The organism is Variovorax sp. 10N432 (assembly GCF_056394465.1).
In genome coordinates this window covers 1-23,163 of the sequence record NZ_JBFTHX010000004.1, presented here as the reverse complement: position 1 = coordinate 23,163, position 23,163 = coordinate 1, and the positions used below count along the sequence as shown (strand labels likewise).

The window sequence follows — 23,163 nt, the reverse complement described above, 5'->3', positions numbered from 1 at the left end:
TCAGGAAAGCACGTAGCCTGTCTTTACGCTGGTGTAGAACTCCGCCGCATGCCGGCCTTGTTCTCGCGGCCCATAGCTCGAAGCCTTGCGGCCGCCGAAAGGCACGTGGTAGTCGACGCCGGCGGTCGGCAGGTTGACCATCGTCATGCCGACCTTCGCATGCCGCTTGAAATGCATGGCACGCGCGAGCGAAGTGGTGCAGATGCCGGCGCAGAGCCCGAAGGGCGTGTCGTTGGCGATCTGCAGCGCATGGTCGTAGTCGTCGGCACGCAGCACGCAGGCCACCGGACCGAAGATCTCGTCGCGCGCGATGCGGTGCTCGGGCCGCGCCAGGAACAGCGCCGGGCTCATGTAATGGCCGACCGTCGCGCGCTGCAGCGCTTCACCGCCCCAGACGTGCTCGGCGCCCTCCTCGCGCGCGGCGCCGACGGCGGCCAGGTTCTGTGCCAGTTGCGCGCGGTCGACCACCGGGCCGATGTCGGTGCCGCGCTCCAGCGCATGCCCGACCTTGAGCGCCGCCAGCCGGTGGCGCAGCCGCGCCACGAAGGCGTCGTGCACGGCGCCCTCGACGATCAGCCGGCTGGATGCGGTGCAGCGCTGGCCGGTCGAGAAGTAGGCGCCCTGCACGGCGCAGTCGACCGCCCGATCGAGATCGGCGTCGGCCAGCACCAGCAGCGGATTCTTGCCGCCCATCTCGAGCTGCACCTTGGCCCGCCGCCGCGTCGCGGCGTGCAGGATCTGCTCGCCGGTGGCGACCGAGCCGGTGAAGCTGATCGCGTCCACGCCCGCACTGTCGACCATCGCCTGGCCGACCTCGCGGCCGCTGCCCATCACGAGGTTGAAGGTGCCCGCCGGCAGCGCGGCCCGGCTGATGATCTCGGCCAACGCCCAGCCGCAGGCCGGCACCAGTTCGGACGGCTTGAACACCACGCTGTTGCCATGGGCCAGCGCCGGCGCGATCTTCCAAGCCGGGATCGCGAGCGGGAAGTTCCAGGGCGTGATCAGCCCGACCACGCCGAGCGGTTCGCGCGTCACGTCGACCTGCACCCCCGGCCGCACCGAAGCCAGCATCTCGCCACCGCTCGCGCGCAGCGCCTCGCCGGCGAAGAACTTGAAGATGTGGCCGGCCCGCGCGGCCTCGCCGACGGCCTCGGCCAGGGTCTTGCCCTCCTCGCGCGCCAGCAGCAGGCCGAGTTCCTCGCGCCGGGCCAGCAGCTCGCTGCCGATCTGGTCGAGCGCATCGGCGCGCCGCTGCGGCGTGCTCTGGCTCCAGTGCGGAAAAGCATCGGCCGCGGCGCGGACCGCCACCTCGGTCTGGCTGCGGTCGGCCCGCGCGTATTCGGCCACCACTTCGCGGGTATCGGACGGGTTCTCGCTCAGGCCCGTCGTGACACCGCTTTCCCAACGGCCATTGATGTACTGGCGGGCTTTCTGTTGGAGTTCGCTGCGTTTCACGGTGACGCGAGTCTAGGAATCACACCCATATCTTTCCAATCAAGATTTGGATCGAATGCATACCCGAAGAAGCATTCAGGTAAACCCCATGACCAACTACACGCACTGGTTCATCCGTGCGCGACTCAAGACCCGGCAGCTGCTGTTGCTGGTGGCCCTGGCCGAGGAGGGCAACATCCATCGCGCGGCCCAGGTGCTCAACATGACGCAGCCGGCGGCCTCCAAGCTCCTGAAGGACCTCGAGGATGTGCTCGAGGTGTCGCTGTTCGACCGCCTGCCGCGCGGCATGCGGCCCACCTGGTATGGCGAGATCATGATCCGCCACGCCCGGGTCGCGCTGGCGAGCCTGAACCAGGCGCACGACGAACTCAGCGCGCTCAAGGCCGGCCGCGCCGGCCAGGTCAATATCGGCGTCATCACCGCACCGGGCCTGGTGCTGCTGCCGCCGGCGGTGGCCGAGGTGAAGCGCGAGCAGCCCAACCTGCGGGTGTCGGTCGAGATCGAGACCAGCCCGGTGCTGCTCGAACGCCTCGAGCAGGGCAAGCTCGACCTGCTGGTGGCACGGCTGTTCGCCGAGCACGACAAGACCAACCTGCGCTACGAGGCCCTGACCGAGGAACCGGTGTGCGCATTGGTGCGCCCGGGCCATCCGCTGCTCGGTGTCAGCGGCCTGAGCCTGCGCGACCTGGTGTCGGCCGGCTGGATCGTGCCGCCCGCCGGCAGCGTGCTGCGGCACCGCTTCGAACTGATGTTCCAGGAAGAAGGGCTGGCACCGCCGATCAACGTGATCGAGACCGCGGCGCTGCTCTTCATCACCCGCATGTTGCAGCAGAGCGACATGGTCGCGGTGCTGGCCACCGACGTGGCGCGCTACTACGCGAGCCACGGCATCGTGGCGCTGCTGCCGGTCGAGATGCCCTGCCACATGGATGCCTTCGGCATCATCACGCGGACCGACCGGCTGCTGTCGCCGGCCGCCAAGGTGATGATGAAGGCACTGAAGGCGGCGAGCTTCAGCGCCTACGGCCGGCGCCTCGACCCCGACTGAGCGTGCCATTGCAATTTCGCGATGCCGCGTCGCAACATCGGCGCGGATCGGTTATGCCGGCAGGTCGTCGGCCGATTGTTTCGTTTCCAGCAACACCGCGGTTCGATTTCATTAGGGTTTTTACTTAGTCTTCAGCCTTAGACTTGCGTGGACGGATCGCCGAAGCGCCCTCCGCCCGTTCAAACCAACAAGGACAACTGAAATGAAGACCTCGCAAATCATCGCCGCCGCCACCCTGTCGCTGCTTGCCGCCGCTGGCGCCCAAGCCGAAACCTATGACGGCGTGCATGCGCTCACTTCCGCCAACAGCCGCGCCGAAGTGAGCGCCCAGGCCGCAGTCGCGGCCCACAGCGCGAACCCCTACGCGGAAGGCTACAACAACGGCGTGACCACCATCGCCAGCGCGCGCGATCGTTCGTTGGTGCGTAGCGAAGCCGTCGCCGCCGCCCACCGGCCGAACCAGAACGTGCGGATCGAATCCTTCGCCAACAGCGTGATCCCGCCGCAATTCACCGGCCCGCGCACCAACGGCACGACGCGCCAGGCCGCCCTGTAAACCAGCGGCTCCCGAATCAACCGGCCCACGCCACGAGCGAGGCCGGTTTTTTTGCGCCTGCAAAAAATGACAGCCCAATTAAGAAAACTAAATAKCTACATAAATAGCTGAATGGGCTTCACTTACACCAAAGGGCAGCTTGTCATGCCCCCAGGGCGCGTGTTCAATTCACCTTCGCCTGCGGGCGCCTGGAGGATTGGCATGGGAAAGCAAATCAGTGCTGCCGCGGACGGGGAATCCCCCGTCGTCCGGCTGATCGATGACGACATCGCCTTCCGGCGCGCCCTGCAGCGGCTTCTCAAAGGCGCGGGGCACCAGGTGATGGAGTACGGATCGGTCGGCGAGATGCTGCTCGAAGGCATCGGCGGCGCACCGGGTTGCCTGGTGCTGGACATCCACATGCCCGGTCCCAGCGGCCTCGACCTGCAGGAGATGGTCGCCAGCCAGCCCGAACCCCTGCCCGTGATCTTCGTGACCGCGGAGGCCACGGTGCACGAGACGCTGCGGGCCATGAAGGCCGGCGCCTCGGATTTCCTGTTCAAGCCGGTGGACAGCGAGACGCTGCTGACCGTGGTCCGCAAGGCGATCGAGGACGACGCCGTGCGGCGCCAGGCGCGACGCCGGCTGTGCGCCCTGCAGACCCGCTATTCGCGGCTCAGCCCGCGCGAAAGGCAGGTCATGGAAATGGTCGTCAACGGCGCGCTCAACAAGCAGATCAGCGCCCAGCTCGGCGCCGCCGAACGGACCGTGAAGGCCCATCGCGCGCACGTCATGGAGAAGATGGAGGTGAGCTCCCTGGCCGACCTGGTGCGCGCCGTGGGACAGCTGGGCGTGACGCCGGACGGCGCCAGCCACGTCGGCGCCTGAGCTCAGCGAATGGACCGTGGGTCCTTCGAGAGAAAGCCGCTCAGAAGCAGGCACAGGCCGATCCCCAGCGCGACACCGCCGATCAGCAGCCGGCGCGCATCGACCGATCCGAAGCCGAACAGCAGGCCCACGCCCAGCACCAGGGTGCAGGCGCTGACAACCAGCACCGGCACGACCCCGCCGCGCGAGTCGGCCGGCCCCTCGCGACCGCCCCTCAGCGCGAAGAAAAGCCCGAACACGCCGAGTGCGACGCAGGCCGTGATGATGGCGCCGAAGAAGGCGATCGACCCCAGGATGCGGCCCTCGATGTCCGGGGCGGCGATCGCCACGATGCCGATCAGCAGGCGCACCAGCGCGTCGGCCAGCACCAGCCCGAACAGCCACTTGTAGCGCGGCGACTTCGACACCGCGAAGGCCAGGGCCAGCCCGAGCAAGCCGTCGATCATCGAGAAAGTGCCGTTGCGGTTCAGCGACATCGCCGCCGGAATCGTTGCCGGCGCCAGCTTGGACAGCGCGAACAGCACGCTGACCGCGCCGCGAAGCAGAAGGAGGATGCGCAGGGCGGGCATGGGCGCGCCTCGGATCAGCCGCCGTTCCAGGGCGCAATCAGCTCCCACGGCGGCGTCTTGGACTTGGTGTTCTTGCAGAAGATGTAGCTGCCCGAGCCGAGCAGGTTCTTGTGGCGGTTCTCGATCTGCGCCAGCCGGCACGACGCCCGGCCCTTCGGGTCCTTGGCCGGCGTGACGCTGCCGCTGCTGGAGGTGTCCGGGTTCTCCCAGCTGACCTTGACGCCGTCGGCGCCCGAGTCCAGCGCCCCGTAGACCGTCTTGTTCATCAGGGCCATGTCGGCCTTGTTGAACTTGGTGATCGGCGTTTCGCGTATCCCGTTGTAAAAGGTCAACGGGGTGGCGGCCGCGGTTGCCGCTCCGGCCATCGCCAGCACGATGGCCAGCCCCTTCAGTGTGTCGCTCGCACGCATGCCTGGCTCCTCATTTGGGAAGAACGAAATTGACCTGGAACCGGACGAACCAGTCGGACGCATTGTCGGGCCGGATCACGTTGTAGCCCGCACCGACGACGAAATTCATCGGCACGAAGCCCTCGGGCCGCACCAGCAGCGAATACGACACGCCGAGCGGCACCGTCCAGCGCTGGCTCGAACGCTTCTGCTCCCAGTCGGCCGTGACGATCCCGATGTAGCCGAGCGACTGCGTCGAATCCAGCCGGTAGCTGACGATGGGCTGGAACGTGAAGGCACTCACGTTCGGCTGGTTGTCGTCGCCGGCGACGGACCAGACCTGGGTCGCCAGCGCGCCCATGGTCCAGGGGCCGGACTCCTTGAGCCCGACCACCGCCGGGCCGAGCGACCACTTGCCCGCGCCCAGCCGGTCGTCGGTGGCGGTGCGCAGGACCATCGCGGGACCGAAGCCCCAGATCCATCCGCCTTCGCCCGCCGGCGGCGCGAAGAAACCTTCGTAGGTGATGTCGCCGAGACCGTTCTTGCGGTCCTGGCCCGGCAGCACCGCGGGGTTCGACAGCAGCGGAACGATGGCACGGTTGATCAGCGACCAGCCGCCGCCGATCTTGATCGGATAGACCGGCTGGATGTTGAGCGTGTATTGCGGCTTCTCGAAGGGCCCGGCGTTGTAGTTGGTGGTCCACTGGAATGGCAAGGTGACGATGTCGGCGATCGGGTTCGCCAATTTCTTCTGCAGGTCGGCGTCGTCCTGGGCCCAGGCGCCGCAGGCCGCGAACGATGCCGCCGCCATGGCCAGCCGGAGCGGGCGCTTCGCGATCGTCATGCGGTCTCCTGGTGAAGGGGAGCGTTCCGGACCACTCCTGTTCGATTCGCAACCTCTGGCCACGAGAGCATCTTGGGTGACCGTGCAAGCGCTGCAAATTGGACCAACGGGCAGGCGCCATTGCCCTTTCGGGCAATCGGGCCGGGCGCGCCGGCGATGGCGCATCGGGCCTCCGAGGTCGTACGATGGCACCTGCGACAGCGCATTTCCAGGAAGCAGGGGGACAGATGACAACAACGAGGTTCGACATCGCAGCCGTGGTGACCGCAGCGGTCATCGGCATGCCCATGATGGCCGGCGCCCAGCAGGCCGGGGGCGAAGCGCCGATTTCGGGTGAACAGCAGGAGGCCGACCTGCGGGTGATCGCCGCCCGCTGCGGTACGCCGGGCTTCGAGAAGGCCTTCTACAAGCAATCCAGGGCCGCGGTGGCGGCCGGACTGGTCATCAAGAACCGGGACCCGGTGCAGGTCGAGAAGACCATCACGTCGCTGCGCCGCAGCCCGATCGTGCTGGTCGCGACCCAGGCCGACTGCGCGGCTGAACTCAAGCGGCTGGCCGAGGTTCAGAAGCACCGGAGCGAACTGCTCAGGGGCGGAGCGGGACGCAAGAAATGAACGGCCGCGAAGACGCCGGCCCGGCGTCGCACACGCGCTAGAGCGCGCCGTAGAGGCTCTCGCCAGGCTCGGCGCGGTCATGGCGCTTGGTCGCGGTCCGGAGGCTCAGCACCCACAGCCGCGCATGTCGCTGCTCGCGGCTCTCGAAGTGCTCGGTGAAGCGCCGGATGCCGGGCCGCTCGATGGCCGCGATGGTCATCCAGTCGGTGCCGCCAAAGGATTCCGCGTCGCTGCTGCGGTCGACCAGCGCCGGACGCAAGGCCATCACCCATTCGGTCGGGACGCGCGGATCGCGGTCCAGCATCCGCAGCGCGATCTTGGCCGCCTTGGGACTCAGCGACTGAATCTTGTGGAGGTGGAAATCCAGTTCCATGGACATGGGCAGCCCTTTCAGATACACAAGGATACATGTGCATCTGGCGCGGATGCAAGGGCGCTTTTACCGGGTGCGAACGCTCGGCTTATTGGGTCTTCAGCCGTTTGTATTCATTGCGCTTCATCTCGAGGTAGTCGTTGCGGTCCACCTCGTGCAGTTGGCGCGCATAGCGCTCGGTGCTGTCGAACCACTGGGCCAGGCGCTTGGGCAATTCGGCCTCGGCCGGCGAATCGAGGTAGGCGTCGATCGCGAGGTAGTAGCGCATCGTGTTGCGCTCCACCACCCCGAGCACGCCGCCGACCAGGCTGGGCTGGCCGGATGCGTCCTTGTCCTTGGCGCTGAAGCCCACCTTGTCGCTGCCCAGGGTCGAGAGGTAGCCCTGCATCGCAATCCGGGCCGCGGTGCCGTAGGCATAGGCGTAGGCCATGTGGAGGAAGGTCTTGCCATTGGGCAGCGGCGTGGCCTCGACCTCGATGCGGTAGTCGCGCGTCGACAGCGGCCCCTTGTCGGCGCTCAGCCGGGCGCTCATGTAGTCGGCCGTCGAGACCGGAGGCTGCCAGACGAAATCGATGCGCTGCGCGTCCGACAGCGGCTGGTCGAACTTGCGGCCCACCGACACCGCCAGCGTGGTCGCCGCCCCGCCGCCTCGCACGGCGCAGTACTTGGTGTTGAGGTGCAGCATCAGGACGTCGCACCAGACCGCCGGCTTGACCAGCGCGGCGCTGACCTGGTCGAAGGGATGGTCGACCAGCGCGAAGATGTTGCCGCTCAGCTGGCCCGAGGCCTCGGTCGATTCGAGCACCAGCGGCCGGCCGAAGGCGTTCTTGTCGAACTGCGACTTGACCGCCTCGAATTTCGCCTGCAGTGCGGCGGCGCTGCCGAGCTGGGTCTGCGCCCAGACCAGCGCCGGCAGCAGCAGGCAGACACAGACCAGGAACCGGCGGAGCAACGTGTTTTGCATGCCCGCCATTGTGGTCCGCTGCGCCGCCGACGCAAGGGCCGCTCATCCAGCGGCCCCCGCGCCTGCGGTGCGTCAGATGGCCATGATCGAGACGGCCTTGGTGTTGAGGTAGTTCTCCATCGCCTCCGGACCGCCTTCCGAGCCATAGCCCGAATCCTTGATGCCGCCGAAAGGCATCTCGGGCGACGGCGCGGCCGGCTGGTTGATCCACAGCATGCCGACTTCCATGCGCTGCGACAGCAGGTGGGCGTTCTTGATCGACTGGGTGAAGGCATAGCCGGCCAGGCCGAAGGGCAGCCGGTTGGCCTCGGTGATCGCCTCGTCGAGCGAGTCGAAGCCGCGGATCGCCGCGATCGGGCCGAAGGGCTCGTTGTTGAAGACGTCGGCCTCGAGCGAGACGTCGGTCAGCACCGTGGGCGCGAAGAAGTTGCCGCTGCTGCCGACGCGCTCGCCGCCGGTCGCGACCTTGGCGCCGGTGGCGCGGGCGTCCTCGAGCACCTTGGCCATGGCGCCGAGGCGGCGGGCGTTGGCCAGCGGGCCGAGCGTCGTGCCTTCGGCCAGGCCGTCGCCGAGCTTGAGGCTCTCGGCATGCTTGACCATCGCCTGGGCGAAGGCGTCGCGGATGCTGTTGTGCACCAGGAAGCGGGTCGGCGAGATGCAGACCTGCCCGGCATTGCGGAACTTGGCGCCGCCCGAGGCCTTGACTGCCAGCTCGACGTCGGCGTCGGCCGCGACGATCACCGGGGCATGGCCGCCGAGCTCCATGGTCGCGCGCTTCATGTGCTGGCCGGCCAGGGCCGCGAGCTGCTTGCCCACCGGCGTCGAGCCGGTGAAGGTCACCTTGCGGATGATCGGATGCGGAATCAGGTAGTTCGAGATCTGGGCCGGATCGCCGAACACCAGGCCGACCGTCCCGCGCGGCACGCCGGCATCGACGAAGGTCTGCAGCAGCGCGGCGGGCGAAGCCGGCGTTTCTTCGGGCGCCTTGCACAGGAAGGAGCAGCCGCTGGCCAGCGCCGCGCCGAGCTTGCGGACGATCTGGTTGATCGGGAAGTTCCAGGGCGTGAAGGCGGCGACCGGGCCCAGGGGTTCCTTCAGCACCAGTTGCTGCGCCGCCAGGTTGCGCGACGGCACGATGCGACCATAGACACGGCGGCCTTCGTCGGCGAACCATTCGATGATGTCGGCGCCGGCGAGCACCTCGCCGCGGGCCTCGGCGAATGGCTTGCCCTGCTCCAGCGTGAGGATGCGGGCGATGTCGGCGGCGCGCTCGCGCAGCAGGCCGGCGGCCTTGCGCATGGTGGCGGCGCGCTCGTTGGCCGGGATCCGGCGCCAGGCTTCGAAGCCGCGCTGGGCCGCATCGAGCGCACGGTCGAGGTCGGCGGTCGCGGCGAAGGCGACCTTGCCGATCGGCTGGCCGGTGGCCGGGTTGATCACGTCCTGGGTCTTGCCGCTCAGGGCGTCACACCATTCGCCATCGATCAGCAGGCGGGTGTCGGGGTAGCTGGGGGTGGTCATGCGGAGTCCTTGAATTGCGAGATTGCCCGCAGGCGCAGCGGACAGCCCGCAATCCTACCTAACTCGGCGGAGAGCGTGGCGGCCCCGCCCCGTTCGCCCGCACCCAGTAGAACTGCTTGGCCACCACCGCCGCCGCCTCGACCCGCAAGCGCCGCACCGGCCTGACGCCGATCAGGCCATCGACCGAGCAATGGAGCGGCTCGCCCTCCGCGAGGCTGCGATGCGCATCGAGCATCGCGCGCAACGACACCGGGGCGCTGTTGCGGCGGGCATCGACCGATCGCACGAAGAAGCGCTCGCGGGTCGCGACCAGCTGGCTGCGGGTGTCCGGGTCGTCGCCGGCCCCGGCAGGCCGCACGCCCTTCCAAGCCGCCTCGACGTCGAAGGCCAGCATCACGGCGTCGGGCGTGTCGATGCCTTTCAGGGAACCGCTCTGGGCGGCGGCGAGCCAGCCCAGCAATTGCGGCGTCAGCTCGAAGGAGACCGAATCGGGGGGCGCGCCGGGCACTCCCGGCACTTCGACGAAGACCTGCCGGCAGCTGCGGCTCGCGCTTTCGACCCGCCGCGCCAGTTCCCGGCGCCGCGTCGCGCGCACATGGGCGACGGCGGCGAAGCCGGCCACCGGCGCGGCGAAGGCCAGCACCTTGAAGGCATCGTAGCCATAGACGGCCAAGCTCATCCCCGCCCCCTCGGGCCCGGACTGCAGCGACCCTGCATCGACCTCAGTTTCACGCTGGCTCCTCGTCGCGGCACGCCACCCGCCCGACGCGGCGAGGGCATGCGCTGACCGTATATCGGCCAGCCGCGCCGAAACTTGAGGGCGTCAGGGCTTGCCGTTCTGCGACAGCAGGACGGCGATGGGCCGGGTGCCGGGGAACTCCGAGAAGATGATGGTCATCATCGCGGTGATCGGCACCGCCAGGAAGGCGCCCGGCACGCCCCAGAGGGCGACCCAGACCGCCAGGCTCACGAGGATCGCGAACGGGCTCAGGTTGAGCGAATTCCCCATGACGTAGGGGTCCAGGAAGTTGCCGATCACGAACTGGACCACCGCCAGCGACATCATGATCTGGATCGCCTCGCCGGCACTGCCGAACTGGGCCACGGCCATCAGGCCCGGCAGCACGACGCTCAGGAACGAGCCGATGTAGGGCACGTAGTTGAGCAGCGCGATCATCACGGCCCAGAAGCCGGCGAACTCGAGGCCGGCGAAACGCATGATCACGTAGCTGAGCGCGCCGAGCAGCACCCCGAGGAAGGTCTTGAGCGCCAGGTAGGCGCCGACCCGGGCGTTGATGTCGGCGATGACCTGCTTGATGCGCCGTGCCTGCTCGGGGCTGCGTGCGATGGCCAGGATCTTGACGTCGAGGTGGGTCCGCTCGACCAGCAGGAAGCAGGCGTACAGCGCGACCACGATCACGGTGGCGAACAGCGACGACACCGAAGCCAGCGCCGACGCCGCCACCCGCTGCAGGCTCACCTGGGAAAGCAGGTCGCGCCGCAGCGTGGTCCAGGTCGGCTCGGCCTCGACCCGCATCAGCACCGCGACCCGCTGCACCGCCGCCAGCAGCGACTCCTGGTAGCGCGGCGCCATCGCGATCACGCTGTCCTTGTTGGCCAGGATCGTGTAGACCACCATGGCGAGCCCGAGCGCGATGATCAGCACCGAGAGGATCGAGATCACCAGCTGCGGCAGCGCCGGCCCCAGCAGCGGCACCTTGCCGATCAGGCGCGCCAGACCGAGGATCACGTAGACCACGAAGACGCTGAACATGATCGGCACGAAGACATTGCGCCCGATGTAGAAGACCCAGCCGATCATCAGCGCGATCGCCGTGCCGTAGACCAGGGTCTGGAAGCGCTCGTTCATGCCGCGCGGGATCAAGGCGTGCGCGGGCCGCCGGCCATGCCGACCGGACGCGGCGTCTGCGCATCCGCGAGGTCGACCCAGCCGCCGCCCATCGCCTGGTAGACGTTGATCGCCTGCGAGTAGCGGTTGGCCTGCAGGTTCACGAAAGACAGCTCGGCCGCGAACAGTTCGTTGTCGGCCACCAGCACCTCGAGGTAGCCGATCAGGCCGGCCTCGAACTTGAGCCTGGACAGGCGAGCGAACTCGCGCAGCGCCTTGACCCGTCCGCGCTGGTACTCGACCCCCTCGATGCTCTTCTGGGTGCCGATCAGCGCGCTGTTGGTGTCGCGGAAGGCGCCCAGCACGGTCTGCCGGTAGACCAGCTCGGCCTGTGCCTTCTGGGCCTCGGCCGATCGGACCTGGCCCTCGATGGCGCCGAAGGTGAAGATCGGGCCGGTGAGGCCCGCGACCACCGACCAGGTGGTCGCCGGCCCGGTCAGGAAGTTGCCGAAGGCGGTGCTGGTGGAACCCAGCGCGCCGGTCAGCGACAGGCTCGGGTAGTAGAGGGAGCGGGCGACGCCGATGCTGGCGTTGGCGGCCACCAGGTTCTGCTCGGCCGCCAGGATGTCGGGGCGCCGCTGCAGCAGGTCGGAAGGCAGGCCGGCCGGGATCAGCGGCGCGGCCAGCTCGTCGATGGTCTTGCCGCGCGGGATCGGCGCCGGGTCGCGGCCCAGCAAGATCGAGATCTGGTTCTCGAGCGCCGCGATCTGCTGCTCGAAGGTCGGGATCGCGGTGAGCGCCTGCTGGTACTGGGAGCGCACCTGCGTCACCTCGGTCTGCGAGACCAGTCCGCGCTTGAAGCGCAGGTCGAAGATGCGCGCGGTCTCGCCGAAGTTGGCGGCGGTGGACTTGGCGATCTCGAGCTGCCGGTCGAGTGCCCGCAGCGCGATGTAGCTGGTCGCCACGCCGGTCACGAGCGTCAGAACTACGCCGCGCTGGCCCTCCTGGCTGGCGTAGACCTGCGCCTGCGCGGCCTCGCTCAGGCGCCGGACGCGGCCGAACAGGTCGACCTGCCAGCCGGCGTTGAGGCTGGCCTGGTAGAGCGAGAAGTAATTGCTCGCGGGCTCGGGGATCGGCGGCTGGCCCTCGCGGCTGGCGCGCGTGCGGGCCGCCCCGGCGCCGTAGCCGAACTGCGGATAGGCCTGCGAATCGGTGGTCGTCAGGGCCCCGAGGAACTGGTCGATGCGGGCCGCCGCGATCCGGACGTCGAGGTTGTCGCGCAGCGCGGTCTCGATCAGCTGGTTCAGGACCGGGTCGCCGAACTGCTCCCACCACTTGGTGTTGGCCACTTCGGCCGCCATGGGGTAGTCGATCCGCCAGGCCGCCGGGGACTGCACCGCGGGCCGCACGAAGTCGGGCCCGACCGTGCAGCCCGCCAGGGCCACCAGGACCGCGGCGGACACCGCCGCGAGCGTTGACTTCCTCATCTCGTTCTCCTTCAGCCCTGTGCCATCAGCGCGTAGCCGAACAGCAGGGACACTACCAGCAATGCAATGCTCGCAACGGCCCAGCGCCGCGCGAAAGTGTCGATCGTCTCGAATCCTCGTCCGGCCGCGGCGACCAGGCCGCCGAGCCGGCCCAGCGCCGCGCCGAGATCGCCGGCCGGGATCTGCGGCAGCGCCCGCCCGAGGCTGTCCAGCCCGACCGCGATGGCGGCACCGATCAGCACCGGCCAGAGTGCGGCCCACAGCGCCGCGGGCGACAGGGCCTCGGGCAGCGCGCCGAGCGGAAGCAGCAGGCACAGCGCCCACGGCAGCGCCACCGAGGCCAGCGCCATCGCCAGCCAGCAGACCACCAGCACCGACGGCGCGCGGGCGCCCGGATCGACCGCCGTGTCGGCGGCCAGCCGCCGCAGAAAATGGACCATCAGGAGCGTGGTGGCGATCGAGGACACCACGGCCACGGTGGCCGCCAGGCCGCTGCCCATGAAGTCCTTGGCCGCGTACTTGGCCAGAGCGCCGCCGGTCAGCGGCAGGCCGCCGAGCCCCAGCGCGATGACCGCGGCCGGCAGCAGCATCGGCCACAGGTGACGGCGGCCGGTGAGCATGACCACGCCGACGGCCAGGAACAGGCCGCCCTTCACGAGCAGGTGGTGGGCCGCGTAGAAGGCCGCGGCCAGCGCGGTGCCGGGGTCGCCGGCGGCCAGGCCCATGCCGATCACGGCCGCCAGGAATCCCATCTGGCTGACGCTCGAGTAGGCCAGGACCAGCTTGGGCTGGGTCTGCGTGATGCCGATCGCCACGCCGTAGAGCGCGCCGAGGAGCCCGAGCGCGGCCAGCGGCAGGCCGAAGGACGGCAGCGCGGCGTCGAAGGGCAGGAAGCGGACCAGCCCGATGATGCTGGCCTTGACCACGGCACCGCTCATCACCGCCGCGGCCGGGATCGGCGCCGCGCCGTAGGCGATCGGCATCCAGAAGTGCAGCGGCAGCAGGCCGGCCTTCATGCCGAGGCCCACGACGAGCAGCAGCAGCGTGAGATCGCGCCACGGCGAGCCCGGCAGCGCCGCCACGGCATCGGCGATCAGCAGGCTGCCGTCCGGCGTGGCCAGGGCCAGCAGCAGCAGGCCGGCGAGCAGGAAGGCCTCGGCCAGGAGCGCCAGCCCGAGGTAGAGCGCGCTGGCACGGAACGCATCCGGCCCCTCGCCCTGCAGCACCAGGCCGCTGGCACCGACGCTGAGCACGGCCAGCAGGAAGTAGAAGCCGATCAGGTCTGCCGCCAGGAACACGCCGACCGAGCCGGTCAGCGTCATCAGCCAGCAGACGATGAAGCCGTCGCGGTCGGGCCGCCCGCGCAGCCAGCGCGCCGCGTAGGCACCGGCGAAGATCCACAGCACCGCGGCGACGCCGAGCAGCATCGCGCCCGGCGCATCGAGCGCGAACGTCAGCGAAAAATAAGCATTGCCCAGCACCAGGTCCGGCTCGGCGCCGGCCAGCAGGGCCGCTGCCAGTGCCGGCACCGGGGCCAGTGCGAACAGCCCCGGCAGGCGCCGGCGCGGGCCGGGAAACGCGCAGGCCAGCAGCAGCAGCAGCGGCACGCCGAGCGCCAGCGGCAGCAGCACCGGCACTTCGAACACGATCGCGGCGAGTGTGACGGAACCGATCATCGGACCCCCATCGCGAGCAGGCCGGTGCGGCCGATCTGGGCGACGTCGACCGGCAGCAGCACCACCGCGCCGAGCAGGAACGAACACAGCGCGAGCGCCAGCACGGCCCCCTGCTGGTAGCCCGGCACGCGCGCCTTCGGCACCCAGCCGAGGGCGGCCGGCGCCATCGCGCGCACCATCACCATGAAGACGTAGGCGCTGGTCAAGAGGCCGCCGGCCATCATCACCAGCACCCACCACCACTGGGCGGTGGCGATGGCCGCCGACAGCAGCATCCACTTGGCGAGGAAGCCGCCCGAGGGCGGCAGCCCGATCAGCGAGGCGCCGGCCAGCGCAAAGGCAGTCATCGTCATCGGCAGGGCCCGCCCGGCGCCGCGCAGGTCGGCCACGCGGTCGTGGCCGAGCGTGGTGTAGATGAGCCCGGCCGCCATGAACATCGCGGCCTTGGCGGTCGCATGCGAGATCGCCTGCAGCAGCCCGCCGGTGACCGCGAAGCTGCTGTCCAGCTGCGCGGCATCGAGCCCGGCGGCCAGCGGAAACATCAGGAACAGGTAGCCGATCTGGGCCACGGTCGAGTAGGCGATCAGCAGCTTCAGGCGCGCCTGCCGCAGGGCGACGACATTGCCGACCAGGATCGCCGAGGCGCCGAGGGCCGCGAGCAGCTGGGCCGAGGGCAGCGTGATGACGCCGGCGAAGACATCGACCCACAGCCGCACGACCAGGAACCAGGCGCCCTTGATCACCAGCGCCGACAACAGCGCACTGGCGGCGGCCGGCGCGCCGGCATGCGCCGGGGGCAGCCACAGGTGGAGCGGGAACAGCGCGGTCTTGGCCAGCAGGCCGACCGTCATCGACGCGGCGGCGATCCAGGTCACGGGCTCGGCGCCGATGCGCTGGCCCAGCAGCGCGATGTCCAGGGTGCCATAGGCGCCATACAGCAGGAAGCCGCCGAGCAGGTAGAACATCGAGCCGACCAGCGCATAGATCAGGTAGCGCAGCGCGGCCTGCAAGGTCTCGCCGCGGCCGTCGAGGCTGACCAGCGGCACGCCGGCGAAGGTGAGCAGCTCGAGCGCGACGTACAGCGTGAAGACGTCGCCGCTCACGAACACGAGGTTGAGCGAGCCCCAGACCGCGAGCAGCAGCAGCCAGAAGGTCAGCGCGGAGCGCTTCTCGCGCACCCCGGCCGGGGTGCCGAAATCGCCATTGGCGTAGACGCCGATGCCGACCACCACCACCATCACGGCCACCATCATGCAGACCGCCAGGCCATCGGCGCGCAGGCTGACGCCGAGCGGCGGCGCCCAGCCGCCGAGCAGGTAGACCAGCGCGTCGCCCGACACCCACAGCCGGTGCGCGATCGCGGCCATCAGCACGATGCCGAGCACGATCGTCGCCCAGGCCACCTGCTGCGCGCGCCGGCCGCCGAGCACGAAGCCGAGCATCATGCCGACGAAAGGCAGCAGCACGGCCAGCACCAGCAGCAGGCCGCCCGGCGTCGTCGGATCCACTGCGGGCATCGAGAGCGGCACCTAGACCTCGCTCTCGGAAGGAGGGGTCCGCGGCGCGGCGTCCGGCGCGGTCAGCGAGGCCGAGCCGGTTTCCTCGAACAGCCGCAGCACCAGAGCCACCCCCAGGGCCGAGGCGGCAAACGCCACCACCAGCGCGGTGATCAGCAGGGCCTGCGGCACCGGGTCGCCGCCCATTCCGGCGCCGGCGCCGCGGCGCGCGATCACGGCGGCGACCAGGAAGATGCCGTTGCCCATCACGTTGAAGGCCATGATCTTGCGCAGCGGATGCGGGTTCACGATGAGGCCGTAGAGACCCAGGCCGATCAGCACCGCGGCGCACAGTCCGAGCAGGGTGGGCGTGTTCATTCGCTGCTGTCCTTCCTGCTCGGCGGCCCGGTCAGGAGCAGCGCCAGCGTGACCGCCAGCGACGGCAGCAGCGCCGCCTCGATGACCACGATCAGGGGCTTGGCGAACGCCTCCGGATAGCCGAGGAAGGCGCCCGCGATGACGCTGCCGAGCAGGCCGACCGCGATGAATGCGGCCGGGCCGCCGGCCAGCGCGATCCGGACCCAGCGCCGGTCGACCGCGGGCGCGTCCGACAGGCCGGCCATCATGACCAGCAGCCACATCGCGGCCAGCACCGTGGCGCCCTGGAACTTGCCGCCCGGATGGTCGGCGCCGACCCAGAGGATGTAGACGCCGACGACGATCCCGATCGGCGGCAGCACCCGCGCGAGGTAGCCGAGGATGCTGTTCGGGTCTTCGGTCGGCGCCGGCCCCGGCCGCCCGCCCCAGAAGCGGTCGGGCGCCAGCGACCAGACGCCGACCAGGCCCAGCAGCAGCACGATGGCCTCGAGCAGCGTGTCCATGGCGCGGAAGGACATCAGCACCGCGGTGATCGGATTGCCGACGCCGGTGGCGGCGATGTTCTCGACCACCGCCGGCGCCAGGCTCGGCGCCGGATCGGGCAGCAGCAGCACGCAGGCGCCGATGCCGGCGGCCACGGCGGCGGAGACGATCGCGGCCAGCACCCGCGTCGCGAGGCCGGGCCGCTCGGCCCAGGCCGGGGCCTCGGTCGCGCGCAGCCGGGCGGCGGCGGCGATCAGCAGCACGCCGGTCAGGCCGGCGCCGATCGCCGCCTCGGTCATCGCGACGTCGACCGCGCGCAGCTGCAGCCAGGCCAGCGTGAGCAGCAGCCCGTAGGGGACGAAGCCGGTCACGGCGGCGAAGGTGTCGCGCGCCACCACGGTCCAGATGGCCAGCGCCATGAGCAGGCCCACCAGGGCCAGGGTCAGCGCCAGGGTCATGACTTGCCTCCGTCGGACCCGCCGCGCCGCGCCGCGCGCGCGATGAGCTGCGACACCGTGGCCGAGGCCAGCAGCACCATCAGCCAGACCAGGACCAGCTTGAGCCCGGCCATCACGCCGTCCATCTGCGGCAGCAGGCCGATCACCACCAGGCCAAGCCCGAGGTTGTCGGCCTTGGTCAGCGCGTGTGCCCGCGTGAAGGTGTCGGGGAAGCGCAGAAGGCCCACGGTGCCGGCGAGGAAGAAGAAGGCGCCAGCGACCACGGCGACGATCGTGAAGATGTCCAGGATGGCCCTCATGCGCGGTCCTCCGGTTCTGTGTGCGCGGCGCCGGGGCGCGAGCCGGCCTTGACGAAGGCCAGCGCGGCGAAGGCCGCCAGCACGGCCAGGATCAGGGCCAGGTCGACCACGGCCGCGGCGCCGATCGCGGCCCCCAGCAGCAGCAGGGCCGCGATGCCGGCGGTGCCGAACAGCTGCACCGACATCATGCGATCGACGTCGTCCGGGCCGCGCAGGATGCAGATCAGGCCCACCGCGACCGTCAGCAGCACGAAGGCCGAAGCGCCGAGCAGGAACTCAGTCATGGTGGCGCTCCCCGGCGACCAGCGCGCGGCGCAGGCGCCGTTCCTCGGCCGCCAGCTGCTCGGCGACCGGCGCGTCGAGGTCCAGGCAGTGGTAGGTGATGTCGTGCTCCGATTCGGCCACCGGCACCGAGCCCGGCAGCAGGCTGGTGATCGAGCTGAACTCGTTGCGCGCCAGGCCGGGACGGAAGCCGACCTTGTAGACGATGAAGCCGGGCTTCAGCGGCATCCGCGGCGACAGCGCCCGGCGCGCGACGTCGACGCCGGCCAGCACCGACTGCCAGAGGAAATGCGGCAGGAAGCCGAACAGCGCGCCCAGGCGCAGATGCCCCGCCTCGGGCGGCAGCAGGCGCAGGCTGGCGAAGGTTCCGGCGGCCACGGCGACCAGGCCCACCCCGAGGTCGGCGGGCTTGAGGCTGGGCATCAGCAGCAGCCAGAGCACCAGCAGCATCAATCCGCGGACCACGGCCGTGATGCGCCGCGACGGTGCGGCCGGGGTGGCGGGATCGGCGGCGGCGGGCTTCATGCGCTCGCCTCCGTGCCGCCGGCACTGGTCAGCCGGACATCGATCCTGCTCAGTCGCTCGAACAGGCGGGCCTCGGTGCGCACCGGCCACCAGTCGTAGAGGAAGATCTCCATCGGCCGCCACAGCGCCACCCAGGCGCCGATCACGAGGCTGTCGTGGATCAGGGTCGCGTAGCGCCCCTGGCCGACGAAGCTGGCGATCGACTCGCCGACCACCGCGGCGGCGCCGACGAACAGCACGCCGATCAGCAGGCTGATGCGGCCGATGCGGAACAGCTTGCGCAAGCCGCGCCAGGTGGCCAGCGCGCGCTGGCGGAAGTACTCGTCGACCGCATCCTTCAGCATCGCGGCATCGGACGGCGCGACGGCATCGGCGCCGACGTGCACGACCAGTTCCAGCGGCCGGCCGGCCGGCACCTCCTGGGCCCAGTCGACGATGTAGGCCTGCGCCTTGGCATCGAGGTCGCGCTCGCGGAAAGGCGCCGGGTCCATCGAGTTGAACAGCTGACGGAGTTCGGCCACGTGCAGGTCGAGCACCGCGGTCCCGGTCGGTGTTGCGGATGCCTGCATGTGCCTTGCCCCGTCAGCCAGCCGGTCGTTCACGCCGGCTCGGCCTCGCCTGCCGGCGGCGTCGGCTTCTCCTTGCCGAACACCATCACGTACAGGGTCGGCAGGAAGACCAGCGTCAGCAGCGTGGCCACCAGCAGGCCGCCCATGATCGCGAAGGCCATCGAGCCCCAGAACACGGTCGGCGCGATCGGGATCAGGCCGAGCACGGTCGAGATCGAGGTCAGCATCATCGGCCGCATCCGCGAGGTGCCCGAGGCCACCACGGCGTCGAGCACGCTCATGCCCTCGGCCCGGTAGGTCTCGATCTGGACGATCAGGATCACGCCGTTCTTGGCGATCATGCCGATCAGCGCCAGGATGCCGAGGATGGCGACGAAGCCCAGCGGCCGGTTGAACACCAGCAGCGTGATCACCACGCCGATCAAGCCCAGCGGCATCACGCAGACCACCATCGCGAGCCGGCGGAAGCTCACCAGCAGCACCATCATGCTCAGCAGCATCAGCACGATCATGAGCGGCACCACCGCGAACACCGAGGCGCTCGACTCGGCGCTTTCTTCGGAGAGACCGCCGGTCTCGATCTTGTAGCCCTTCGGCAGCTTGGCGTTGAACTCCTTGATCTTCGGTGCCAGCGCCTCGACGATGGTGTCGGGCAGCGCGCCGTGGACCACGTCGGCGCGCACCGTGAGCGTCGGAACCCGGTTGCGGCGCCACACCAGCGGCGACTCCTGCTCTTCGGAGAAGGTGGCGAACTGGTTCAGCGGCACCATGCGGCCGCTGGCGGTGGGCACCTGCAGGGTGCTCAGCGTCTGCAGCGACAGCCGCTGCTCGGCGCTCGAGCGGGCCACCACGTTGATCAGGTAGATGTCGTCGCGCACCTGCGTGACCGCGGTGCCGGTCACGGTCGCGTTCATGATGCCGGCCAGCGCGCCGGTGCTGATGCCGAGCTGGCGCGCCTCGTCCTGGTTGACCCGGATCTGGATCTGCCGCGCCGGCTCCATCCAGTCGAAGTTCACGTGCCGGGCCTGCGGATGCGAGCCCAGGATGCCCGCCAGGTCGAGCGATATCTTGCGCACCTCGTCCTTGTCGGGCCCCATCACGCGGTACTGCAGCGGCCAGCCCACGGGCGGCCCGAGTTCGAGCGGCGACACCCGCGCCACCATGTCCGGGAACTGCTCGGCCAGCACCTTCTCGAGCTTGATCTGCAGACGGTCGCGGGACTCGAGGTCCTTGGCGACCACGACCAGCTGCGAGAAGAACGGATTCGCCAGCTGCACGTTGAGCGTCAGGATGAAGCGCACCGCGCCGCGGCCGACATAGCTGCTGAAGTGGTCGACATCGGGGTCGGCCTTGAGGATCTCCTCGAGCTTCTTGACCTCTTCCTCGGTGGCGTAGATCGATGCGTTCTGGCGCAGGGTCAGGTCGACCGTCAGCTCGGGCCGGTCGGAGGCCGGGAAGAACTGCTGGGGCACGAAACGCACCAGGAACATCGACCCCACGAAGGCCGCCAGCGTGAGCCCGATGGTCAGCCACTTGGCGCGGATCGCGCCCTTGAGGAAACCGCCGTAGGCATTCAGGAACTTGCTGGGCTTGACCACCGCATCGGCCTTGGGCGACTTGAGCAGCGCCTTGCCCACCAGCGGCGCGAAGATCACGGCGCCGAGCCAGGAGACGAGCAGCGCGATCGCCACCACGGCGAAGATCGAGAAGGTGTATTCGCCCGCCGAGCTGCGCGCGAAGCCGATCGGCACGAAGCTGGAGATCGACACCAGCGTGCCGATCAGCATCGGCGCCGCCAGCGTGCGGTAGGCGAAGGTCGCGGCCTGGTCCTTGGTGTCGCCGGCCGCGAGGCGGTTGAGCATCGCGTCGACCGTGGTCATCGCGTCGTCGACCAGCAGGGTCAGCGCGATGATCAGCGCCCCCAGCGAGACCCGATGCAGGTCGATGTTCACGAAGTCCATGATCGCGAAGACGATCGCCAGCGTGAGCGGGATCGACAGCGCCACCACCGCGCCGGGCCGCACCCCCAGGCTCACGAAGCTGCACACCAGGATGATCGCGATCGCCTGCCACAGCGAGGCCATGAAGTCGCTGATCGCGACATCGACCGTGACCGCCTGGTCGGCCACCAGCGTCGGCTCGATGCCGTGCGGCAGGTTGGCCGTGATGTCGGCCATCACGGCCTTGATGTTCTTGCCGAGCGCGAGGATGTCGCCGGCGTCGCGCATCGCGATCGCGAGGCCGATCGCCGGCTTGCCGTTGACCCTGAACATCGGCTGCGGCGGGTCGGTGAAGCCGCGCCGCACGGTGGCGATGTCGCCCAGGCGGATGTTGCGCCCGCCCAGCACCAGGTTGACCGACTCGATGTCGCGCTCGTTGTCGAAGGAGCCGGTGACGCGCATGAAGACGCGCTCCTGCTCGGTGTGCAGCACGCCGGCCGGGCGGATCACGTTCTGCGCCTGCAGCGCCGCCACGATCGCGCCGTAGTCCAGGCGCAGGCCGGCCAGGCGCTCGGTCGAGAACTCGATGAAGATCTGCTCGTCCTGCGCGCCCAGCACCTCGATCTTCGAGACGTCGGGGACCTGCAGCAGGCGCGAGCGCGCGTCTTCGACCTTGTCGCGCAGTTCGCGGAAGGTGTAGCCGTCGGCGGTGAAGGCATAGATGATGCCGAAGGTGTCGCCGAAGTCGTCGTTGAAGAAAGGGCCGACGACGCCGGTCGGCAGCGTCTGGCGCATGTCGCCGATGTTCTTGCGCACCTGGTACCAGATGTCGGCCACCTCGGCCGGCGGCGTCGACTGCTTGAGGTCGACGAAGATCGTGGTCTGGCCCGCCGTCGTGTAGCTGCGCACCCGGTCGAGGTGCCGCGTTTCCTGCAGGGTGCGCTCGAGCCGCTCGGTGACCTGCGACAGCGTCTCGTCGACCGTGGCGCCGGGCCAGCCGGCGGCGACGATCATGGTGCGGAAGGTGAAGGCCGGGTCTTCGGCGCGCCCGAGCTTCAGGAACGACAAGGTGCCCGCGACGACCGCGATGATCATCAGGAACACCACCAGCGAGCGCTTGGAGAGCGCCCACTCCGACAGGTTCGGGCCGATCACTTCGCGGCCTCGAGCCAGCGGACCTTCTGTCCCGGCCGCAGCGCCTGGACACCGGCGGTGACGATCACATCGCCGGGCGCCAGCCCCTGGGAGACTTGAACGCGGGCCGCGTCATAGGCGCGCACCTGCACGTTGCGAGCCGAAACCGTGCCGGCCTTGGTGTCGACCACCCAGACCGAGGTCTGGCCGTTGGCGCGGAGCAGCGCGCTGGCCGGGATGTCGAGCGCGGGCTCGGTGTTGAGCTTCATGCGCCCGGTGACGGTGCTGCCCAGGCGCATCGCCGCGGGCGGATTGATCAGCCGGACCCGGACCGCGAAGGTGCCGGTGACCGGATCGGCGCGCGGCGAGACTTCGCGCACCTTGCCCACCGCCGTGACCTTCGGGTCGCCGCCGAGCGAGACCAGGATGTCGGGATTGGTCGGCGCGATGTCCTTGATCTGGGCCGGGACGTCGAAGACCGCGTCGATGGCGCCTTCGCGTGCCACCTGCACGATCATGCGGCCGGCCGGCACCACCTCGCCGGGCTCGGCGCCGCGCGCCGTGACCACCCCGGCCACGTCGGACAGCAGCCGGGTGTAGCTCAGGCGGTTCTGCGCGATGTCGACCAGCGACTGGGCCGAATTGACCTGCGACTGCGTGACCTTGAGCATCGCCTCGGCCTGCTCGAACGAGGCCCGCGAGACCGCGTTCTCGGCCAGCAGGTCGCGCATCCGGTTGAAGGTATTGCGGGCCTCGATGCCCTGAGCCTGCGCGGCCGCCAATTGGGCCCGCGCGGACTGCAGGCTGCTGTCCTCGTTCATCTGGTCGAGGCGCGCCAGCAGCTGGCCGGGCCTGACCCGGTCGCCGATGTCGACGTTGCGCTCGATCAGCCGGCCGTCGATGCGGAAGGACTGGTTGACTTCGCTCTGGGCTTGTATGCGCCCGGTCAACGACACGGTGTCGCCGACCGTGCGCTGCTCGATCGTCATGACGCGGACGGGACGGACCTCGGGCGCCGGCGCCTCTTCGGCCCGCCTGCAGGCCGACAGCGACACCAGGGCCGCGACCGCCAGCAGCGTCGTCGTCCAGGACCAGTTTCCGAATCGATGGGCAGCGGATTTCACGTGCACGAGCTGGCTTCCTCTTTGATCTTGCGTCAGAAGTCGACTGGATCGCGAATGATCGGGCAGGTCATGCAATGGCCGCCTCCGCGTCCGCGGCCCAGTTCGGCCCCGACGATCGTCACCACCTCGATGCCCTGCTTGCGCAGCAGCGTGTTGGTGTAGGTGTTGCGATCGTATGCATAAACCACGCCCGGCGATGCACAGACCAGGTTGGCGCCGCTGTCCCACTGGGTGCGCTCGCGCTGGTAGTCGCTGCCGCCGGCCTC

At 69.6% G+C, this 23,163-nt stretch carries 25 protein-coding genes; 4 read left to right on the top strand and 21 right to left on the bottom strand.

Annotated elements, in window-relative coordinates; genetic code table 11:
* Positions 1-1,455, bottom strand: coding sequence for an aldehyde dehydrogenase family protein (locus AC1DF3_RS06120; protein ID WP_478139141.1), 1,455 nt, complete (start codon positions 1,453-1,455; stop codon positions 1-3).
* Positions 1,456-1,543: 88 nt separating this feature from the next.
* Between AC1DF3_RS06120 and AC1DF3_RS06115 the strand changes: the two genes are divergently transcribed.
* The 3 genes from AC1DF3_RS06115 to AC1DF3_RS06105 all read left to right on the top strand — a co-directional run bounded on the left by AC1DF3_RS06115 (position 1,544) and on the right by AC1DF3_RS06105 (position 3,926).
* Positions 1,544-2,503, top strand: coding sequence for a LysR family transcriptional regulator (locus AC1DF3_RS06115; protein WP_286523633.1), 960 nt, complete (start codon positions 1,544-1,546; stop codon positions 2,501-2,503).
* A gap of 202 nt (positions 2,504-2,705) precedes the next feature.
* A complete protein-coding gene (locus AC1DF3_RS06110) occupies positions 2,706-3,059 on the top strand; it encodes an alpha/beta hydrolase (protein ID WP_478139140.1) in 354 nt (117 codons plus the stop codon).
* 201 nt (positions 3,060-3,260) lie between these two features.
* Positions 3,261-3,926, top strand: coding sequence for a response regulator transcription factor (locus tag AC1DF3_RS06105; RefSeq protein WP_478139139.1), 666 nt, complete (start codon positions 3,261-3,263; stop codon positions 3,924-3,926).
* A 2-nt stretch (positions 3,927-3,928) separates the two neighbouring features.
* On the opposite strand, the gene AC1DF3_RS06100 is transcribed toward AC1DF3_RS06105, so the two are convergent.
* The 3 genes from AC1DF3_RS06100 to AC1DF3_RS06090 are packed head-to-tail and all read right to left on the bottom strand — an operon-like array spanning position 3,929 to position 5,728.
* Entirely contained in the window at positions 3,929-4,495 is a 567-nt protein-coding gene (locus tag AC1DF3_RS06100; protein ID WP_478139138.1) for a hypothetical protein, read from the bottom strand.
* Between the two features lie 14 nt (positions 4,496-4,509).
* Positions 4,510-4,905 carry a hypothetical protein gene (locus AC1DF3_RS06095; protein ID WP_286538028.1) on the bottom strand — a complete coding sequence of 132 codons (396 nt, stop codon included), beginning with the start codon at positions 4,903-4,905 and terminating at the stop codon, positions 4,510-4,512.
* Positions 4,906-4,915: 10 nt separating this feature from the next.
* Positions 4,916-5,728, bottom strand: coding sequence for a hypothetical protein (locus AC1DF3_RS06090; protein ID WP_478139137.1), 813 nt, complete (start codon positions 5,726-5,728; stop codon positions 4,916-4,918).
* A 227-nt stretch (positions 5,729-5,955) separates the two neighbouring features.
* On the opposite strand from AC1DF3_RS06090, the gene AC1DF3_RS06085 reads away from it, so the two are divergent.
* A complete protein-coding gene (locus tag AC1DF3_RS06085; protein ID WP_478139136.1) occupies positions 5,956-6,342 on the top strand; it encodes a hypothetical protein in 387 nt (128 codons plus the stop codon).
* A 37-nt stretch (positions 6,343-6,379) separates the two neighbouring features.
* Here AC1DF3_RS06085 and AC1DF3_RS06080 read toward each other — a convergent pair whose 3' ends face one another.
* From AC1DF3_RS06080 to AC1DF3_RS06000, 17 genes are all read right to left on the bottom strand, one after another.
* Positions 6,380-6,721 carry a hypothetical protein gene (locus tag AC1DF3_RS06080; RefSeq protein ID WP_286523644.1) on the bottom strand — a complete coding sequence of 114 codons (342 nt, stop codon included), beginning with the start codon at positions 6,719-6,721 and terminating at the stop codon, positions 6,380-6,382.
* 82 nt (positions 6,722-6,803) lie between these two features.
* Complete coding sequence (locus AC1DF3_RS06075; protein ID WP_478139135.1) at positions 6,804-7,679, bottom strand: hypothetical protein; 876 nt, start codon at positions 7,677-7,679, stop codon at positions 6,804-6,806.
* Positions 7,680-7,751: 72 nt separating this feature from the next.
* Positions 7,752-9,197, bottom strand: a complete 1,446-nt coding sequence (locus tag AC1DF3_RS06070; protein ID WP_286538023.1) for an NAD-dependent succinate-semialdehyde dehydrogenase — start codon at positions 9,195-9,197, stop codon at positions 7,752-7,754.
* A gap of 58 nt (positions 9,198-9,255) precedes the next feature.
* Positions 9,256-9,876: a hypothetical protein gene (locus tag AC1DF3_RS06065; protein WP_478139134.1), complete on the bottom strand. Its 621-nt coding sequence runs from the start codon at positions 9,874-9,876 to the stop codon at positions 9,256-9,258.
* A 144-nt stretch (positions 9,877-10,020) separates the two neighbouring features.
* A complete protein-coding gene (locus AC1DF3_RS06060; protein ID WP_286538018.1) occupies positions 10,021-11,067 on the bottom strand; it encodes an AI-2E family transporter in 1,047 nt (348 codons plus the stop codon).
* Positions 11,068-11,078: 11 nt separating this feature from the next.
* Positions 11,079-12,533, bottom strand: coding sequence for an efflux transporter outer membrane subunit (locus tag AC1DF3_RS06055; protein ID WP_478139133.1), 1,455 nt, complete (start codon positions 12,531-12,533; stop codon positions 11,079-11,081).
* An 11-nt stretch (positions 12,534-12,544) separates the two neighbouring features.
* A complete protein-coding gene (locus AC1DF3_RS06050; RefSeq protein ID WP_478139132.1) occupies positions 12,545-14,209 on the bottom strand; it encodes a proton-conducting transporter transmembrane domain-containing protein in 1,665 nt (554 codons plus the stop codon).
* Positions 14,206-15,726 carry a complex I subunit 5 family protein gene (locus AC1DF3_RS06045; RefSeq protein ID WP_478139131.1) on the bottom strand — a complete coding sequence of 507 codons (1,521 nt, stop codon included), beginning with the start codon at positions 15,724-15,726 and terminating at the stop codon, positions 14,206-14,208. Before AC1DF3_RS06045 ends, AC1DF3_RS06050 begins: the two co-directional genes overlap by 4 nt.
* A 12-nt stretch (positions 15,727-15,738) precedes the next feature.
* A complete protein-coding gene (locus tag AC1DF3_RS06040) occupies positions 15,739-16,083 on the bottom strand; it encodes an NADH-quinone oxidoreductase subunit K (protein WP_286538010.1) in 345 nt (114 codons plus the stop codon).
* Positions 16,080-17,024 carry a hydrogenase subunit MbhD domain-containing protein gene (locus AC1DF3_RS06035; RefSeq protein ID WP_286538008.1) on the bottom strand — a complete coding sequence of 315 codons (945 nt, stop codon included), beginning with the start codon at positions 17,022-17,024 and terminating at the stop codon, positions 16,080-16,082. Before AC1DF3_RS06035 ends, AC1DF3_RS06040 begins: the two co-directional genes overlap by 4 nt.
* Positions 17,021-17,323, bottom strand: coding sequence for a cation:proton antiporter (locus AC1DF3_RS06030; protein ID WP_286538005.1), 303 nt, complete (start codon positions 17,321-17,323; stop codon positions 17,021-17,023). The genes AC1DF3_RS06035 and AC1DF3_RS06030 overlap by 4 nt, the downstream gene beginning before the upstream one ends.
* Positions 17,320-17,607: an MrpF/PhaF family protein gene (locus AC1DF3_RS06025; protein ID WP_286538002.1), complete on the bottom strand. Its 288-nt coding sequence runs from the start codon at positions 17,605-17,607 to the stop codon at positions 17,320-17,322. The genes AC1DF3_RS06030 and AC1DF3_RS06025 overlap by 4 nt, the downstream gene beginning before the upstream one ends.
* The gene (locus AC1DF3_RS06020; protein WP_478139130.1) at positions 17,600-18,130 is read right to left on the bottom strand and encodes a Na+/H+ antiporter subunit E; all 531 of its coding nucleotides are present in this window, start codon (positions 18,128-18,130) and stop codon (positions 17,600-17,602) included. Before AC1DF3_RS06020 ends, AC1DF3_RS06025 begins: the two co-directional genes overlap by 8 nt.
* On the bottom strand, positions 18,127-18,699 hold the full coding sequence (locus AC1DF3_RS06015; protein WP_478139129.1) for a hypothetical protein: 573 nt from the start codon (positions 18,697-18,699) through the stop codon (positions 18,127-18,129). Before AC1DF3_RS06015 ends, AC1DF3_RS06020 begins: the two co-directional genes overlap by 4 nt.
* Positions 18,700-18,728: 29 nt before the next feature.
* On the bottom strand, positions 18,729-21,794 hold the full coding sequence (locus AC1DF3_RS06010; protein WP_286537997.1) for an efflux RND transporter permease subunit: 3,066 nt from the start codon (positions 21,792-21,794) through the stop codon (positions 18,729-18,731).
* A complete protein-coding gene (locus tag AC1DF3_RS06005; RefSeq protein WP_478139128.1) occupies positions 21,791-22,897 on the bottom strand; it encodes an efflux RND transporter periplasmic adaptor subunit in 1,107 nt (368 codons plus the stop codon). Before AC1DF3_RS06005 ends, AC1DF3_RS06010 begins: the two co-directional genes overlap by 4 nt.
* Positions 22,898-22,929: 32 nt before the next feature.
* The coding region (locus AC1DF3_RS06000; RefSeq protein ID WP_478139127.1) for an arginine deiminase family protein at positions 22,930-23,163 on the bottom strand (234 nt) is incomplete at its 5' end.

Coding starts and splice junctions, on each gene's coding strand:
- AC1DF3_RS06080 (WP_286523644.1), bottom strand. CDS start 6,721: ATGTCCATGGAACTGGATTTCCACCTCCACAAGATTCAGTCGCTGAGT.
- AC1DF3_RS06115 (WP_286523633.1), top strand. CDS start 1,544: ATGACCAACTACACGCACTGGTTCATCCGTGCGCGACTCAAGACCCGG.
- AC1DF3_RS06050 (WP_478139132.1), bottom strand. CDS start 14,209: ATGATCGGTTCCGTCACACTCGCCGCGATCGTGTTCGAAGTGCCGGTG.
- AC1DF3_RS06085 (WP_478139136.1), top strand. CDS start 5,956: ATGACAACAACGAGGTTCGACATCGCAGCCGTGGTGACCGCAGCGGTC.
- AC1DF3_RS06105 (WP_478139139.1), top strand. CDS start 3,261: ATGGGAAAGCAAATCAGTGCTGCCGCGGACGGGGAATCCCCCGTCGTC.
- AC1DF3_RS06020 (WP_478139130.1), bottom strand. CDS start 18,130: ATGAAGCCCGCCGCCGCCGATCCCGCCACCCCGGCCGCACCGTCGCGG.
- AC1DF3_RS06100 (WP_478139138.1), bottom strand. CDS start 4,495: ATGCCCGCCCTGCGCATCCTCCTTCTGCTTCGCGGCGCGGTCAGCGTG.
- AC1DF3_RS06055 (WP_478139133.1), bottom strand. CDS start 12,533: ATGAGGAAGTCAACGCTCGCGGCGGTGTCCGCCGCGGTCCTGGTGGCC.
- AC1DF3_RS06060 (WP_286538018.1), bottom strand. CDS start 11,067: ATGAACGAGCGCTTCCAGACCCTGGTCTACGGCACGGCGATCGCGCTG.
- AC1DF3_RS06075 (WP_478139135.1), bottom strand. CDS start 7,679: ATGCAAAACACGTTGCTCCGCCGGTTCCTGGTCTGTGTCTGCCTGCTG.
- AC1DF3_RS06035 (WP_286538008.1), bottom strand. CDS start 17,024: ATGACCCTGGCGCTGACCCTGGCCCTGGTGGGCCTGCTCATGGCGCTG.
- AC1DF3_RS06025 (WP_286538002.1), bottom strand. CDS start 17,607: ATGACTGAGTTCCTGCTCGGCGCTTCGGCCTTCGTGCTGCTGACGGTC.
- AC1DF3_RS06070 (WP_286538023.1), bottom strand. CDS start 9,197: ATGACCACCCCCAGCTACCCCGACACCCGCCTGCTGATCGATGGCGAA.
- AC1DF3_RS06090 (WP_478139137.1), bottom strand. CDS start 5,728: ATGACGATCGCGAAGCGCCCGCTCCGGCTGGCCATGGCGGCGGCATCG.
- AC1DF3_RS06015 (WP_478139129.1), bottom strand. CDS start 18,699: ATGCAGGCATCCGCAACACCGACCGGGACCGCGGTGCTCGACCTGCAC.
- AC1DF3_RS06045 (WP_478139131.1), bottom strand. CDS start 15,726: ATGCCCGCAGTGGATCCGACGACGCCGGGCGGCCTGCTGCTGGTGCTG.
- AC1DF3_RS06040 (WP_286538010.1), bottom strand. CDS start 16,083: ATGAACACGCCCACCCTGCTCGGACTGTGCGCCGCGGTGCTGATCGGC.
- AC1DF3_RS06065 (WP_478139134.1), bottom strand. CDS start 9,876: ATGAGCTTGGCCGTCTATGGCTACGATGCCTTCAAGGTGCTGGCCTTC.
- AC1DF3_RS06095 (WP_286538028.1), bottom strand. CDS start 4,905: ATGCGTGCGAGCGACACACTGAAGGGGCTGGCCATCGTGCTGGCGATG.
- AC1DF3_RS06110 (WP_478139140.1), top strand. CDS start 2,706: ATGAAGACCTCGCAAATCATCGCCGCCGCCACCCTGTCGCTGCTTGCC.
- AC1DF3_RS06030 (WP_286538005.1), bottom strand. CDS start 17,323: ATGAGGGCCATCCTGGACATCTTCACGATCGTCGCCGTGGTCGCTGGC.